This is a genomic window from Kribbella sp. NPDC004875, assembly GCF_042873375.1.
Classification (GTDB): Bacteria; Actinomycetota; Actinomycetes; order Propionibacteriales; family Kribbellaceae; genus Kribbella.
Genome location: NZ_JBIALI010000008.1, coordinates 190,883 through 204,852 on the forward strand (window position 1 = coordinate 190,883; position 13,970 = coordinate 204,852).

Sequence of the window (13,970 nt, forward strand, 5' to 3'; positions counted from 1 at the left end):
CCACTCATCCGCTCACGACATATTCGGGGGCGCACGCGGCGACGGCCGTCAGCTGCGCCGGGTTCTTCACACCGGCCAACGCGTTCTTCGTTCGCTCCGACCAGCCATCCACACCAAGCAGGGCGGCGACCGCGGCCACCTTGTCGTGAGCGTCTTCAACCGCTGACAGATCGGCCTTCTTCGCCAACTGCTGCGCGAGCCGCAGCCGCGTCACTCCCGCCGACGTGGTCAGCCAACTCGCACCGGCCGGCCAACCACCCACACTGGGCGGCCGGTACGGCAGTTGCCCCATACCGCGCAGGCCGGCGAGCAACTTGGTCTGCTCCTTCTCCATCAGCTTCGCGGGCCGCAATCCCAGCGCCCGCATCAGGCCAACCGCCCACTCCACCGGCTGCTTCACGAGTCCCGACGCGGGATCCTTGAACCCCGGTTCGGCAACCATTGCCGTTAGCAACGACCGGATGTCGCGATCGGCGCCGTACGCCGCCGTCAGCCGGGCGACCGTGGCGGCATCAGGAGGAGTCGCCGACACCAGCCGGAACCACAACCGCCCGATCACGAATTCGGCCGAGGCGGGTTGCGCCAGCGCGAGCCCGGCGAAGCCCTTCGCGTCGAAGTCACCGGTCTTGCCGAGTACCGTCTTCGAGCCGGAGTCGAACCGCTTGCGCTGGAACGTCGCGGCCTTGCCGTCCTTGCGCAGCACCCACCCGGTCAGGCATCGGGCGCCCTGCGCGACGTCGGCCTCCTGGTAGTGGCCGATGCCGAGCGTGAACAGCTCCATGAACTCGCGGGCCAGGTTCTCGTTCGGCGCGCCCTTACGGTTCCGCTGACCGTCCAGCCAGCGGATCATCGCAGTGTCGACGATCATTGCCGGGGCGAGATCGCCGAACCGGCCGAGCGCGAGCCGGCGCTGGGTCTGGTTCTGCGCCAGCATCCAGGCCGCGTTCCGGACCTTCTGATTGCTGGTCGCGAAGTGGCCGTGCCAGAACCAGGTCAGCCGCTCCCCCGCGGTCCGGCTCACGACCATCCGGTCGAGCCACCAGATCGTCAGCTTGCGCTCCTGCGCGGCGCGCTGCCGGTTCGCGGCCTTCTTCGCGGCCTGGTCGTCCTTCTTCGGCTGCGCGGGCGGTTCGAGTCCGGTCGGCGGTGGTACCGCTGCGGCGGCCGCGTCCGTCGCCGGGCCGAGCAGGCGCCGTACGGTCGCGTCGATGGCGGCCTCCAGGTCACCCGGCGCCGGACCGAACCCCAACCGATCGTTCAGCCGCCGGAGCACGGCTCTCTCGCTGATCTCGGTCATGCTCCCGATGGTTTCCAGTGCGCGGCCGCCGGACCAGGATCCGGCGGCTTTCTTCAGGTGATCCACAGGTGTCGGGTAGACAGCGTCTATCTACATCCGGTAGACACTGTCTACGTGATTGCCCTGGGTCTGCTGATCGCCTCCGCCGGCTGCCACGCGGCATGGAACCTGCTGCTCAAACGAGGCAACTTGGGCGGCCCGGCGTTCGTCTGGCTGTGCGGTCTGCTGACCCTGCCGATCTCCGTCGTCCTGCTGCTCCGCGGATCCCTCGCCGCGACCTGGTGGGCCGCTCTCGTGAGCATGGCCCTGCACACGACGTACGCCGTTACGCTGCAGAAGGCGTACGGCGCGGGCGCGTTCTCGACCGTCTACTCGGTGAGTCGTGGCACCGGGCCGGCGTTGGTGGCGGTGGCGAGCGTGCCGTGGCTGGGCGGATCGGTCACGCGGGTGTTCGGTGGCGCGGCGTTGGTGCTGGCCGGGGTGATGGTCATGGACCGGCCGCACTCGCGAACTCCGGCGCGCGGGGTCGCCCTCGGATTGCTGGTCGGCGCGTGTACGGCGGCGTACACGCTCTGGGACGGGTACGCCGTCAGCTCGCTGCACGTCGACCTGTTGACCTATCTCGCGGTAGCGAACGTGGCGCAGGTTGCCGCATTGTCGGCGATCGTCCGCGATCACCGGGAGACAATGCGGAACTGGCGGCACGCGTTGCCGATCGCCGTACTCATGCCGGCCAGCTACGGGCTCGTGCTGCTCGCGCTGTCGGTCGCGTCCGTCGGAACCGTGGCGATCGGGCGGACGCTGAACGTCGTCCTCGGGGCGTTACTCGGAGCCGTCGTACTGGGTGAACGGCTGGACCGCGCACGAATCGTTGGCCTCGCCATCATCATCGGTGGCGTCCTGGTGGTGAGCGTTTGATGGGAGCGAGAGTGCGGAACCTGATCTGTCTGCATGCCGGTACCAGCGGGCCGTCGACGTGGGACCGCTTCGTGCCCTCGTTCGAGGAGCTCGGCTATCGGGTGTTTTGCCCGGCGCTGCTCGGCCACGGCACCGTGCCGCGCCGGCGTCCGTACCGTCTCGACGACTTCTGCGATCAAATACTGCGCGATCAGGTACTGCGTGAGCTCGACGGGCCGGTCACGTTCGTCGGGAACTCACTCGGGGCGTTCGTCGCGAGCGCGGTCGGCCACCGCATCCACAGCAGCCACCCGGACGAGTGGCTGGCGATTGTCCGGGAGTTCCTTGCCTTCAAGGGCGCTTGAATTCCTAGAGTTGTCGTATGACGGAAACCCTCCTCGACCGGATCGGGACGCACGGGCTCGGCGTCCTGGTCACCATCAAGCGCGACGGTCGCCCCCAGCTGTCGAATGTCACCTACGTCTTCGACGGCACCCGCCTGAACGTGTCGCTGACCGACGACCGGGCCAAGACCAAGAACCTCCGCCGCGACCCGCGCGCCAGCCTGTACGTCGACGGTCCCGGAGGACGCTCGTACGTAGTCCTCGAAGGCAAGGCCGAACTCAGCCCGGTCGCCACCGACCCGCATGACGCCACCGTCGAGAGCCTGGTCGACTACTACCGGACCGCATCCGGCGAGCACCCGGACTGGGACGAATACCGCGCGGTAATGGTGCAGGACAAGCGGTTGATGTTCACGATGACCGTCGACCACGCCTACGGAATGCCTAAGCCGTAGCGTCCACTACCCCGGAGTCCAGCCGCGCTGCCCGGGCCGCCTCGCGGTACCGGCGCGGCGCGACACCGTTCACGCGTTTGAAGGCGTTGCTGAACGCACTGTCCGACCTGTAGCCGAGCGAGCGAGCAAGCACCGACAGCGGCTGATCGTCGTCGCGCAACGCTCGCTCGGCAAGGCGCATCCGCCAGTTCAGCAGATACGTCAACGGCGGTACGCCGGCCGCCGAACGGAACCGTTCCGCGAACGTGGTCCGCGACATCGCGGCCGCCTCAGCCAACTCCTCGAGCTGCCAGACCCGACCGGGCTGGTCATGCATCAGGTGCAGCGCCGGCGCGATGCGGTCGTCGGCGATCGCGCGCAACCAACCGACCGGAAGCGCGTCCGCAGCGTCCAGGCAGGCCCGGAGCGCTTCGAGGAACAGCAGATGCGCGACGTCGTCCGCGGCCAGGCTCGCGCCGGGCTCGGTGCTCGATGCCTCGCGCAACAGCCGGTTGAGCAGCCAGCGGAACGTCGCGGCCCGCTCGTCCGTCGCGCGAAGGTGGATCATCGGCGGCAGGGCGCGGATCAGCAACTCCTCGCCGGTGCGGTTCAGCGAAACATGACCGCCGACGCCGACCACCCGGCGGCCGATCCCGGACCCGGCACCACTGCCGAAGCGCGCGATCGGACCATCAGTCGCACCGAAGGCAGCCACCGCGTCCTCGACCGGCACGGCGTCGGAGTTGCCCTTCACGAACTCGTGCCGCCCGTCGAACAGCACGACGTCCCCTGCCGCCAGCTCGATCCGCTCGCCGGTCAGCTCGTCGTCGAAGTCGATCCAGCACGTGCCCTCGACCGCGGCGGTGAATTTCAGCCGGTTCGTGGCCGGGTACCGCAGCCGCCACTCGCCGATCGCCTCGAACCCCCGCGAGACCTGGCAGTGCGCCTCGGTCAGGGTCAAGGTGTCAGTGAGCGGATCAGCCATACCTCGACTATATCCGTACTATCGCGCAAGTAATCAGCACTTTCACGCATTCAAAGTCCGAGCACGGCAACATACCGTCGAAGTATGCAAACACCAATGGGATCAGGATTCACCGCGGCATCGACGACGGACGACGTCCTCGAAGGGATCGACCTGCACGGGAAGGTCGCGATCGTCACCGGTGGGTACTCCGGCCTGGGCAAGGAGACCGTTCGCGCGTTCCGGTCGGCCGGCGCCGACGTCGTCGTACCTGCTCGTGATGTCGCCCGGGCGACCGCCGAGCTGGCCGATGTCGGCGAAGTCGCCGTGCAGGAGCTGGACCTGCTCGATCCGGCGAGTATCGACGCGTTCGCGGACCGCTTCCTCGCGAGCGGGCGGGCGCTGCACATCCTGGTGAACAGTGCCGGGATCATGGCGAACCCGCTGACCCGGGACGCCCGCGGGTACGAGTCGCAGTTCGCGACGAACCACCTCGGGCACTTCCAGCTCACGACGCGGTTGCTGCCCGCGCTGCGGATGGCCGGTGCGGCGCGGGTGGTGTCGGTGTCGTCGCGCGGGCACCGGTACAGCGACGTCGACTTCGACGACCCGAACTTCGAGCACCGCGAGTACGCGCCGTATGTGGGGTACGGGCAGTCGAAGACGGCGAACATCCTCTTCGCTGTCGAGCTGGACGAACGTGAGCGGGTCAACGGGATCCGGGCCTTCGCCGTCCACCCGGGGAGCATCATCACGAACCTCACGCGCTTCACCGATCGCGAGACGTTGCGGCAGGGCGGCTTCCTGGACGCGAACGACGAGCCGGTGATCGACCCCACCCGCGGCCTGAAGACGGTCGCGCAGGGCGCGGCGACGCAAGTCTGGTGCGCCGTCAGTCCCCAGCTCGAGGGGTACGGCGGGGTGTACTGCGAGGACGTCGACATCGCGAAGGTGCACACGTCGGACGAGCCGGACGCCGGCCTGCTCGCGGTGACTCCGGGCGCGTTCGGCGTACTGCCTTATGCGATCGGCCGGGAGCACGCACGGCGGCTGTGGAAGCTCAGCGGGGAACTTCTCGACCGCGGATAAACCGGTCGCGGTAAACCGGCGCTTCGTGGACGCTGAGGGCGTGGAGATCACGAAACTGTTGCCCGACAACGAAGCCGGGTGCGTCGAAGCCGTCGCGATCAGGAACGCCGCGTGGAAGCTGGACTGCCCGGAGATGGTCGAGACCACGCCCCGTGGGTTCGCGAACATGCTGCGCTACGGCTGGGACCTCGAGCCGCACGACGCCTATCTGGCGCGGGACGACGACGGAGTTGCCGTCGGACTGCTCGGGCTGTCGATGCCGACGTACGACAACACGAACCAGGCGTGGGTCGACGTCGACGTCCACCCGGCCCATCGCGGCCGGGGTGTCGGGTCGGCGCTCGTCGAGTACGCCGAGCAGGTGGCGCGCGACTTCGGCCGGGACACGGTCGGGTACGGCTGCATCGACCTGCCGAAGGCGGACGCGTTCGCCCGGCGGCACGGGTTCGAGCAGAAGGCGATCGAGGTGAACCGCCGGCAGGACCTGACGACGCTCGACTGGGACGCGGTGCGGAAGCTGTACGACGATGCGGTGGCCGTGTCCACGGAGTACGAGCTGACGATGCTGACCGGCGCGCTGCCGGAGGAGTTGCTGCCGGGGATGGTCGAGCTGACCGGCTCGATCAACGATGCGCCGAGGGACGACCTGGACATGGAGGACGACGTCTTCAGTCCGGAGCGGTTGCGCGCGTACGAGGAAGCGCAGGCGAAGAGCGACCACACGCTCTATCGCGTGATCGCCCGGGAGAAGAGCACCGGTGCGCTGGCCGGGCACACGATCATCGCGGTCGAGCGCGAGCGTCCGCACATCGGCGAACAGCACGACACCGCGGTCGACCGCGCCCACCGGGGCCATCGCCTGGGTGCCCTGGTCAAGTCCGCCATGCTTCTGTGGCTCCGCGACGCAGAGCCCGCCCTCACCCAGGTAGACACCTGGAACGCCGAGTCCAACAACCACATGATCGGCATCAACGAGCAACTCGACTACAAGATCGTCGCCAGAATCCTGGCCTACCAGAAGAAGCTCTGAAACGGACCGGGGGCGCCGCAACAGCGACGCCCCCGGCTTCTACTGCGGAAAGCTCACTCGCCCACGAGCTGGTTCCAGTGGCCGGTGATCGAGAAGATCCCGGTGCCCGGAATGGTCCCGCCGGTGACCCGGCCGTAGGACGTGACCGCCGTCGCCGAGCCGTTGAACTTGCTCATCGCGTACTGGTACGCCGAGTCGGTGTCGTTGTCGAAGCCGGTCACCAGCGTGCCACCCCTTTCACCACACTCCCGGGCGGCCAGCGACTCGTACGCCGCGAAGCCCGTGCTCCGGACCAGCTTCAGGATCGGCTTCGTCGAGGCGGCGGCCGGGATCCGGACGGTCCACAGCGCACCGGCCTTCGTGGTCATCAGCAGCGTGTCGTACGTCGGGGTCTCCGAGATCACGGTCATCGCCTTGAAACCCTGGAAACCCGGGAAGTGACCGAGCGCCCGGAAGGTGGCACCCGACGCCGCGTAGCGGTAGAGGCTGCCGTTGGTGCTCAGCCCGTACAGGTACGAGCGGTTCGGCGCGGTGATCGCGTAGTTCGACGTCACGAGCTGGGTGAAGCTGGTCCAGCCGGACCCGATCCGCGCGTACGTCGGCCGCGCGTTCGCCGTGTCGAAGTAGGTGACACCGCGGTACAGCGTGCCGTTCTGCACGAACAGGCTGTGGTAGTAGAAGTGCGCGTCGGTCTGCACGCCGTACCACGTCGTGTTGAGACGCGTGCCGACGTACCGGAACTCGCCGTAGAACTCACCGCGCGGCGGCTTGGCCGGCGTGATCAGGACGTCGTTGATGCCCGGCGTCGGGGTGTTGAAGCCGACATCCTGGAGGCAGCCCCCGGAGGCGAGCTTGGTGGTCGGCGTGGTCTTCAGGTTGCCCTTGGCCGGGCTGGCGATCGCGGGCGTCGGGTCGGACCGGACGGCGGCGGTGGCCGGAACAGCGGCGGCCGTGGCGGCGAGCATGCCGACCCCGGCCAGCGCGAGCGCGAAGCGCTGCAGTTTCATACTGGGACGTCCCCCTCAGGACATGAATGACCTCGATGAGCTCAAGATCGTGCGCGAGCATAACGCGCACGGGGGACGAAAGCTCCACAATTGCATCTTGCTGCAACGACTCCAGCCGCGCCGTCTCGTCGGCCAGCCGATCGGTGAACCCAGTCAGTAGACGTGAGCGAGGCGGTTCGCCTCCGTCATGCCGGCTCGATGAGTGTGACTTTCATGCGGTTGGAGATGGTGAAGCCCAGTGACGTGTAGAGGCTGATCGCGGTGGTGTTCGTGCCGCCGGTGTGCAGGAACGGGACCTTGCCGGACGCGGTGATGTGGGCGGCGACCGCCCGGATCAGGCGGGTCGCCAGGCCCTGGCCGCGCGCCGACTGGTGGGTGCAGACGGCACTGATCTCGGTGTGCCCGGGCAGGTTCATCCGGGTGCCGGCCATCGCGATCAGTTCGCCCTCGCGGCGGATACCCAGGTAGGTGCCGAGCTCGATCGTGCGGGTCCGGAACGGACCGGGATCGGTGAGCGCGACCAGCGCGAGCATGTCCGGTACGTCGTCCACGCCCAGCACCACCGCCTCGGGATCGTCGGTCGCGAGGTCCGCGGGCGCGGTGAACTGCACGAGGTCGAACACGCGGTCGAGCTTGAACCCGTCAGGCACTCCGAACTCGGGCCGCATCAACGCGCCGATCGTCCCCGGACCGAGGAGTTCGGCGGCGTCGGCCCAGTCCGCGGCCGTCGGCTGATCAGGAACACCGAGGAACGGCGCCACCGCCGACGGGTACCGGCGGGCGTTCCCACGGACCTCGGCGAACGATTCGTGCGGGCCGGTCAAGGCGCCGTACACGGGATTCTGCAGGCTCATCAGAAGCCCAGTTTGCGCAGGTGCTTGGCGTCCGTCTGCCAGTTCTTGGCGATCTTGACGTGCAGGTCGAGGTAGACCGGCGTACCGAGCAGGGCCTCGATCTGGCGGCGCGCGGCCGCGCCGACCTCGCGCAGCCGGGCGCCCTTGTGGCCGATCACGATGCCCTTCTGGCTCTCCCGCTCCAGGAAGATGTTCGCGTAGACGTCCAGCAGCGGCTTGTCCTCGGGCCGGTCCTCACGCAGGTTCATCTCGTCGATGGTGACCGCGATCGAGTGCGGCAGCTCGTCGCGCACACCCTCCAGCGCGGCCTCGCGGATCAGCTCCGCGACCAGCGTCTCCTCGGGCTCGTCGGTGATGTCGCCGTCCGGGTACAGCGGGAAGCCGTCCGGCAGCAGCTTCACCAGTTCGTCCGCGACCAGATCCACCTGGAAACCGGATGTCGCGGACACCGGGACGATCGACGCCCACTCGATCCCGGCCGACTCGCCGAGCGCCTGGATCTCGGCCAGGTGCTCGACCATCCGGTCCGGCTCGACCAGGTCGGCCTTCGTCGCCAGCGCGACCTTCGGGGTCTTCGCGACCTTCGCCGCCTCGCTCACCAGGAACCGGTCGCCAGGCCCGATCTTGTCGCTGGCCGGCAGGCAGACCGCGATCACGTCGACCTCGGCCCAGGTGGTCTTGACCAGGTCGTTCAGCCGCTCACCGAGCAGCGTCCGCGGCTTGTGCAGACCAGGGGTGTCGACCAGGATCAGCTGCGCGTCCGGCCGGTGCACGATGCCCCGGACGGCGTGCCGCGTGGTCTGCGGCTTCGACGAGGTGATCACGATCTTCTTCCCCACCAGGGCGTTGGTGAGGGTGGACTTGCCCGCGTTGGGCCGACCCACGAAGCAGGCGAACCCTGCCTTGAAGTTCTCAGGTGTGGACGACATCGCGAACCTCTCCACTTCCTTCGGCCAGCACGACCGGGACGTTCGCCCCGGCGAAGTGGCGTACGACGTTCACGTCGACGGAGTCCCCGTCGGCGACCCCATCAGCGACCACCGCGGCGGCCTCCAGGCCCTTCACGCCCGACGCCAGCGCCATCGCGACGGCCAGCTGCAACGCGGTCAGCTCGACCGTGTCGAGCGCGACGGTGCAGGCGGCGTACGTCCGCCCGTCGGAGTCCCGGACCGCGGCACCCTCGGCAGCGCGGGTCCGGGCCCGGGCAGCGCGGGCGAGCGTGACAAGTTTGGCGTCTTCCGCCGAAAGGTCCGACAACGAGTGCTCCTAGGCGTGCTGATGGTTCTGGTCCTGTGGCGCGGGCGCGGGCTCCTCGCGTCGTACCAGAACCGTACCTACCTGGTTGCGGCGACCGGACGGCCGCTCCGCCGTCAGCGACAGACCCTCGATCGACACCTCGGCACCGGGGATCGGTACCTTGCCGAGCAGCTTCGCCATCAGACCGCCGACCGTGTCGACGTCGTCGTCGTCCAGCGGTACGCCGAACAGCTCGCCCAGCTCGTCGATCGGCAGCCGGCTGGACACCCGGTAGCTCCCGTCCGACAGGTGCTGCACCGAGTCCGGGTCCTCGTCGTACTCGTCGGTGATCTCGCCGACGATCTCCTCGAGGATGTCCTCGATCGCCACCAGTCCCGCCGTACCGCCGTACTCGTCGACGACGATCGCCAGGTGCATCCGGGCCGCCTGCATCTCGCGCAGCAGCTGGTCGACCGGCTTCGAGTCCGGCACGTACATGCACGGGCGCATCACCGACTCGACCCGCTCGGTCGACTCGGCCTGGGCGTTGTCGTAGACGCGGCGCATCACGTCCTTGAGGTAGACGACGCCGAGGATGTCGTCCAGCGACTCGCCGATCACCGGGATCCGCGAGTAGCCCGAGCGCAGCGCCAGCGAGGTGAGCTGGCGGAGCTTCTTGTGCTTCTCGATGTAGACCATGTCGGTCCGCGGCACCATCACCTCGCGGACGATGGTGTCGCCGAGCTCGAACACCGAGTGGATCATCTGCCGCTCGCCGGACTCGATCACCGCGGACTTCTCCGCGTAGTCGACCAGCGCGCGCAACTCGGCCTCGGTCGCGAACGGGCCTTCGGCGAACCCCTTGCCCGGGGTCAGCGCGTTGCCGACCAGGATCAGCAGCTTCGGCACCGGACCGAGGATCCGAGTCACCGCCATCACCGGGCCGGCGGACAGGATCGCGAACCGGTCCGAGTGCTGCCGGCCGAGGGTCCGTGGCGCGACCCCGATGATCACGTACGAGACCAGCACCATCACCACGGCGGTGATCAGGATGTGCTCCCAGGTCACCTCGAAGACGCCGGACAGCGCCTGGGTGACCAGCACGATCGCGGTGATCTCGCAGATCAGCCGGAGCAGCAGCAGCGAGTTCAGGTACCGCGGGGCGTCGGAGAGCAGGTCGCGCAGCCGGACCGCGCGCAGGTTGCCCTGCTCGACCTGCTCGTTCGCCCGCACCTTCGAGTACGACGACAGCGCTGCCTCCGCGCCGGCGAACAACCCGGCCAGCAGCACGAGCACCGCAGCCACAACCAGCAGAACGAGGTCGTGGTAGGTCATGGGAACGTCACTCCTGACCGGTGGAGGAAGCCATCAGGCACCCTCCAGTCTGTTTCCAGGTGCGCGCCATGCTTCCAGCAGGCGGCCCTGGACGTCCCACATCTCCGCCTTCTCGGCGGGTTCCGCATGGTCGTACCCGAGCAGGTGCAGGATGCCGTGCACCGTCAGCAGCTCCAGCTCGGCCCAGGTGCCGTGGCCGGCCTTCGCGCCCTGCGCGGCCGCGACGGTCGGGCAGAGCGCGATGTCACCGAGGTGGCCGAGCGGCAGCTCGCCGTCGTCCTCCTCGGCCGGACCCGGCCGCAGCTCGTCCATCGGCCACGACATCACGTCGGTCGGACCCGGCAGGTCCAGGAACTCGACGTGGTACCGCGCCATGGTGTCCTCGTCGACCAGCTTGATCGACAGCTCACACTCCGGGTGCAGCCGCAGCGACGACATCACGAACCGGCTGAGCCGCATCAGTCCGTGGGCGTCGATCTCTACTCCGGACTCGTTGTTGACCTCGACGTTCATCGCTTGTGATCAACACTGCCTTCGTAGTTCTCGTACGCGGACACGATCCGGCCGACCAGCTTGTGCCGGACGACGTCGTGCGAGGTCAGCCGGCAGAACGCCAGGTCCTGCACACCGTCGAGGATGTTCTGCACGACCCGCAGGCCGGAGTTGGTACCGGTCGGCAGGTCGACCTGGGTGACGTCACCGGTGACCACCATCTTGGAGCCGAACCCGAGCCGGGTGAGGAACATCTTCATCTGCTCCGGCGAGGTGTTCTGCGCCTCGTCCAGGATGATGTAGGCGTCGTTCAGCGTCCGGCCGCGCATGTAGGCCAGCGGCGCGATCTCGATCGTGCCGGCGGTCATCAGCCGCGGGATCGACTCCGGGTCGAGCATGTCGTGCAAGGCGTCGTACAGCGGGCGCAGGTACGGGTCGATCTTCTCCGACAGGGTGCCGGGCAGGAACCCGAGCCGCTCGCCGGCCTCGACGGCCGGCCGGGTCAGGATGATCCGGTTGACCTCCTTGGCCTGCAGCGCCTGGACCGCCTTGGCGACCGCCAGGTAGGTCTTGCCGGTACCGGCCGGGCCGATGCCGAACACGATGGTGTTCTTGTCGATGGCGTCGACGTAGCGCTTCTGGTTCAGCGTCTTCGGCCGGATCGTCCGGCCGCGGCTGGACAGGATGTTCTGGGTGAGCACGTCGGCGGGGCTCTCGGCCGTGGCGGCCTTGATCATCGCGATGCTGCGCTCGACCGAGTCGGCGGTCAGCCCGTGCCCGGTACGGATCACCGCGATCAGCTCGTCGATCAGCCGCTCGGCCAGGGCCAGCTCGGCGGGCTCGCCGATCAGCGTGATCTCGTTGCCGCGGACCATGATGTCGGCGGCGAACTCCTTCTCGACGATGCGGAGGAACTCGTCCCGGGCTCCGAGCAGGGCCACCATGTCGATGCTGTTCGGCACGACGATCTTGTGCGACGCCTGCGTGCTGGTGGCAGCGTCACGAGCGGTGCCGTTCGCGCGCGCCTCCGGTTCGATACTGCGTGGCCTGGACAGGCTCTTCCTCCTGAGTACGGGTGATGTGACTTTCTCCATGCTAGCCGCCCCGTCCGACACCCTCACTCGCAATTCCCCGGGACACGCCTCGCCGGGGCTCCGGCCGGTCGTGACGGCCCGGCCACTCGCCGTCACCACGCTGCCTCATGACTTCGGAAATCGCACCTGACCGGGGCAAGCTTGTTGTCAACCTGGGACGCCATCTTCGCGTCGTCTTTTCGTGGCGCAACCGGCTGTGGTGTACGAAGAGTGCGTGACACCTGAGTCCTCGTGGAATGCCGACGAGGCGCTGACGGCTGTGTACACCGCGCACTACACCTCGCTCGTCCGCCTCGGCGCACTGCTGTTGCGCGACACCGGGTCGGCGGAGGAGATCGTCCAGGACGCGTTCGTCGCGATGCACGGCCGCTGGAACCGGCTCCGCGATCCCCACAAGGCGCTCGCGTACCTGCGAACGGCCGTCGTGAACCGCTGCCGGTCCCGGCAACGCCACCTGGTCGTGGTGGACAAACACACGCCGAAGTCGCTCCCCGACGAGCCCAGCGCCGAACAGGCGGTACTACGGAGCGCGGAGACGGACCGGGTGATCGAGGCGATGCGGACGCTGCCGGAGAAGCAGCGAACCGTGATGGTGCTGCGGTACTACGGTGACCTGTCGGAGGCCGAGATCGCCGACACGATGGGCATCAGCCGGGGGTCAGTGAAAAGCCATGCCGCGCGGGCGACCAAGTCGCTGCGCCAGCTCCTGGAGCAGAACGCATGAACGACCACGAGCGGAACGATCCGTTCGACGACCTGATGCGGCGGGCGTTGCACGACGAGGCCGACCGGATCGAGCCCGCCGACGCCCTGCCGGAGATCCGCGACCGCGCGCACGCCCAGCGCCGGTCCGGCGGCCGGCGGCCCTGGCTCCTGACCACCGGCGTGGCCGCGGTCGGCACCGCGGCGGCGATCGGAGCCTTCACCGTGTTCACCGGCGCCGGCCACACGGCCAACCCCGGCAACGACGGCGACGCGGTCGCCGGTTCCGGTACGACGGCCACCGCGACCGCCGTACCGCAGAGCCGGCCGCCGTCGGTCGCGCAACCCTCACCGGCCCCGTCGGTGGCGTCGACCGACGCGAGTACAGGTGCTACGAAGGCTTCCGGTGCGCCCGAACAGGCCGTCAGCAACGCGGTCGTCCCGGTGTACTGGATGGGTCAGCAGGTCGGCGCGCGGAAGAAGACCGCGACCCGCCTGTACCGCACCTGGGCCAAGGTCAGCGGCCGCCCGGCCGAGGAGGCGGTCCGGATCATGACCACGAAGCAGCCGGAGGACCCGGACTACTTCACGGTCTGGCGCGGCGCCGCGGTGAACACCGTGACCCGGTCGGACGGCGTGGTGACGGTCGACTTCAAGCAGCTGCCGAAGGCCAGGCTGGACGCTGACGTCGCGCAGGTCGCGACGCAGCAGCTGGTCTACACCGTGCAGGGCGCGTTGAAGGACGACCAGACGCCGATCCAGGTCACGCAGGGCGGCCGGTCGGTGCCGAAGCTCTTCGGTCAGGTCGACGCCACGACGCCGCTCGGGCGGGCGCAGGCGGCGGACGTGCAGGCGTTCGTCTGGATCGAGTCGCCCGCCGAGGCGCAGGTGCTCGGCGAGGACAAGGTCACCGTCGCCGGTGTGGCGAACACGTTCGAGGCGACGGTCAACTACCAGGCGACGAACCTGAAGACCCGCGAGACGAAGAAGAGCTTCACCAGCACGCAGGAAGGCATGAAGTTCTCGCCGTACGCGTTCCAGCTCACTCTCAGCCCGGGCCCGTGGCAGATCAGCGTCTACCTGGTGTCTCCCGCGGACGGCACGATCACCGACACGGACACCAAGTCGATCCTGGTGAAATAGCAGGGCGTGTCTCCCAATCCCGCGCAGTAGGCGGGGGATTGGGAGACACGCC

The 13,970-nt window shown here is 68.4% G+C and carries 16 protein-coding genes; 7 read left to right on the forward strand and 9 right to left on the reverse strand.

Annotated features, from left to right (window positions below):
* Nucleotides 1–4 precede the first annotated feature (4 nt).
* Nucleotides 5–1,297, reverse strand: coding sequence for a DUF1800 family protein (locus ACFYRH_RS37010; RefSeq protein WP_387784853.1), 1,293 nt, complete (start codon nt 1,295–1,297; stop codon nt 5–7).
* Between the two features lie 114 nt (nt 1,298–1,411).
* Here ACFYRH_RS37010 and ACFYRH_RS37015 point away from each other — a divergent pair, with 114 nt between their 5' ends.
* Genes ACFYRH_RS37015 through ACFYRH_RS37025 form a run of 3 tightly spaced genes read left to right on the forward strand, consistent with a single transcriptional unit; the run spans nt 1,412 to nt 2,993 of the window.
* Nucleotides 1,412–2,215: an EamA family transporter gene (locus tag ACFYRH_RS37015; RefSeq protein WP_387784855.1), complete on the forward strand. Its 804-nt coding sequence runs from the start codon at nt 1,412–1,414 to the stop codon at nt 2,213–2,215.
* Nucleotides 2,215–2,559, forward strand: a complete 345-nt coding sequence (locus tag ACFYRH_RS37020) for an alpha/beta fold hydrolase (RefSeq protein WP_387784857.1) — start codon at nt 2,215–2,217, stop codon at nt 2,557–2,559. Before ACFYRH_RS37015 ends, ACFYRH_RS37020 begins: the two co-directional genes overlap by 1 nt.
* Before the next feature lie 17 nt (nt 2,560–2,576).
* Complete coding sequence (locus tag ACFYRH_RS37025) at nt 2,577–2,993, forward strand: PPOX class F420-dependent oxidoreductase (RefSeq protein ID WP_387784858.1); 417 nt, start codon at nt 2,577–2,579, stop codon at nt 2,991–2,993.
* On the opposite strand, the gene ACFYRH_RS37030 is transcribed toward ACFYRH_RS37025, so the two are convergent.
* A complete protein-coding gene (locus ACFYRH_RS37030; RefSeq protein WP_387784860.1) occupies nt 2,983–3,957 on the reverse strand; it encodes an AraC family transcriptional regulator in 975 nt (324 codons plus the stop codon). The genes ACFYRH_RS37025 and ACFYRH_RS37030 overlap by 11 nt on opposite strands.
* Before the next feature lie 84 nt (nt 3,958–4,041).
* Here ACFYRH_RS37030 and ACFYRH_RS37035 point away from each other — a divergent pair, with 84 nt between their 5' ends.
* On the forward strand, nt 4,042–5,025 hold the full coding sequence (locus ACFYRH_RS37035; RefSeq protein WP_387784862.1) for an oxidoreductase: 984 nt from the start codon (nt 4,042–4,044) through the stop codon (nt 5,023–5,025).
* Between the two features lie 40 nt (nt 5,026–5,065).
* Nucleotides 5,066–6,055: a GNAT family N-acetyltransferase gene (locus ACFYRH_RS37040; RefSeq protein WP_387784864.1), complete on the forward strand. Its 990-nt coding sequence runs from the start codon at nt 5,066–5,068 to the stop codon at nt 6,053–6,055.
* 53 nt (nt 6,056–6,108) lie between these two features.
* Here ACFYRH_RS37040 and ACFYRH_RS37045 read toward each other — a convergent pair whose 3' ends face one another.
* From ACFYRH_RS37045 to ACFYRH_RS37075, 7 genes are all read right to left on the reverse strand, one after another.
* Nucleotides 6,109–7,062 carry a hypothetical protein gene (locus ACFYRH_RS37045; protein ID WP_387784865.1) on the reverse strand — a complete coding sequence of 318 codons (954 nt, stop codon included), beginning with the start codon at nt 7,060–7,062 and terminating at the stop codon, nt 6,109–6,111.
* 185 nt (nt 7,063–7,247) lie between these two features.
* Nucleotides 7,248–7,916, reverse strand: a complete 669-nt coding sequence (locus tag ACFYRH_RS37050) for a GNAT family N-acetyltransferase (protein ID WP_387784867.1) — start codon at nt 7,914–7,916, stop codon at nt 7,248–7,250.
* Nucleotides 7,916–8,845 (reverse strand): GTPase Era, encoded by a 930-nt coding sequence (gene era, locus ACFYRH_RS37055; RefSeq protein WP_387784868.1) that lies wholly within the window; start codon nt 8,843–8,845, stop codon nt 7,916–7,918. The genes ACFYRH_RS37050 and era overlap by 1 nt, the downstream gene beginning before the upstream one ends.
* Complete coding sequence (locus ACFYRH_RS37060) at nt 8,829–9,173, reverse strand: cytidine deaminase (RefSeq protein WP_387784869.1); 345 nt, start codon at nt 9,171–9,173, stop codon at nt 8,829–8,831. The genes era and ACFYRH_RS37060 overlap by 17 nt, the downstream gene beginning before the upstream one ends.
* A gap of 9 nt (nt 9,174–9,182) precedes the next feature.
* Nucleotides 9,183–10,487 carry a hemolysin family protein gene (locus tag ACFYRH_RS37065; protein WP_387784870.1) on the reverse strand — a complete coding sequence of 435 codons (1,305 nt, stop codon included), beginning with the start codon at nt 10,485–10,487 and terminating at the stop codon, nt 9,183–9,185.
* A 33-nt stretch (nt 10,488–10,520) separates the two neighbouring features.
* Nucleotides 10,521–11,000, reverse strand: coding sequence for an rRNA maturation RNase YbeY (gene ybeY, locus ACFYRH_RS37070; RefSeq protein ID WP_387784872.1), 480 nt, complete (start codon nt 10,998–11,000; stop codon nt 10,521–10,523).
* Entirely contained in the window at nt 10,997–11,923 is a 927-nt protein-coding gene (locus ACFYRH_RS37075; protein ID WP_387785114.1) for a PhoH family protein, read from the reverse strand. The genes ybeY and ACFYRH_RS37075 overlap by 4 nt, the downstream gene beginning before the upstream one ends.
* Nucleotides 11,924–12,287: 364 nt before the next feature.
* Here ACFYRH_RS37075 and ACFYRH_RS37080 point away from each other — a divergent pair, with 364 nt between their 5' ends.
* Nucleotides 12,288–12,797: a SigE family RNA polymerase sigma factor gene (locus ACFYRH_RS37080; RefSeq protein WP_387784873.1), complete on the forward strand. Its 510-nt coding sequence runs from the start codon at nt 12,288–12,290 to the stop codon at nt 12,795–12,797.
* Nucleotides 12,794–13,918, forward strand: a complete 1,125-nt coding sequence (locus tag ACFYRH_RS37085) for a Gmad2 immunoglobulin-like domain-containing protein (RefSeq protein WP_387784875.1) — start codon at nt 12,794–12,796, stop codon at nt 13,916–13,918. The genes ACFYRH_RS37080 and ACFYRH_RS37085 overlap by 4 nt, the downstream gene beginning before the upstream one ends.
* The last annotated feature ends 52 nt before the right edge of the window (nt 13,919–13,970 follow it).

Excerpts from the sequence above, each read along its gene's own strand:
- ACFYRH_RS37010 (WP_387784853.1), bottom strand. The coding sequence starts at position 1,297 with ATGACCGAGATCAGCGAGAGAGCCGTGCTCCGGCGGCTGAACGATCGG.
- ACFYRH_RS37020 (WP_387784857.1), top strand. The coding sequence starts at position 2,215 with ATGGGAGCGAGAGTGCGGAACCTGATCTGTCTGCATGCCGGTACCAGC.
- ACFYRH_RS37025 (WP_387784858.1), top strand. The coding sequence starts at position 2,577 with ATGACGGAAACCCTCCTCGACCGGATCGGGACGCACGGGCTCGGCGTC.
- ACFYRH_RS37030 (WP_387784860.1), bottom strand. The coding sequence starts at position 3,957 with ATGGCTGATCCGCTCACTGACACCTTGACCCTGACCGAGGCGCACTGC.
- ACFYRH_RS37035 (WP_387784862.1), top strand. The coding sequence starts at position 4,042 with ATGCAAACACCAATGGGATCAGGATTCACCGCGGCATCGACGACGGAC.
- ACFYRH_RS37045 (WP_387784865.1), bottom strand. The coding sequence starts at position 7,062 with ATGAAACTGCAGCGCTTCGCGCTCGCGCTGGCCGGGGTCGGCATGCTC.
- ACFYRH_RS37050 (WP_387784867.1), bottom strand. The coding sequence starts at position 7,916 with ATGAGCCTGCAGAATCCCGTGTACGGCGCCTTGACCGGCCCGCACGAA.
- era (WP_387784868.1), bottom strand. The coding sequence starts at position 8,845 with ATGTCGTCCACACCTGAGAACTTCAAGGCAGGGTTCGCCTGCTTCGTG.
- ACFYRH_RS37065 (WP_387784870.1), bottom strand. The coding sequence starts at position 10,487 with ATGACCTACCACGACCTCGTTCTGCTGGTTGTGGCTGCGGTGCTCGTG.
- ybeY (WP_387784872.1), bottom strand. The coding sequence starts at position 11,000 with ATGAACGTCGAGGTCAACAACGAGTCCGGAGTAGAGATCGACGCCCAC.
- ACFYRH_RS37075 (WP_387785114.1), bottom strand. The coding sequence starts at position 11,923 with ATGGTGGCCCTGCTCGGAGCCCGGGACGAGTTCCTCCGCATCGTCGAG.
- ACFYRH_RS37085 (WP_387784875.1), top strand. The coding sequence starts at position 12,794 with ATGAACGACCACGAGCGGAACGATCCGTTCGACGACCTGATGCGGCGG.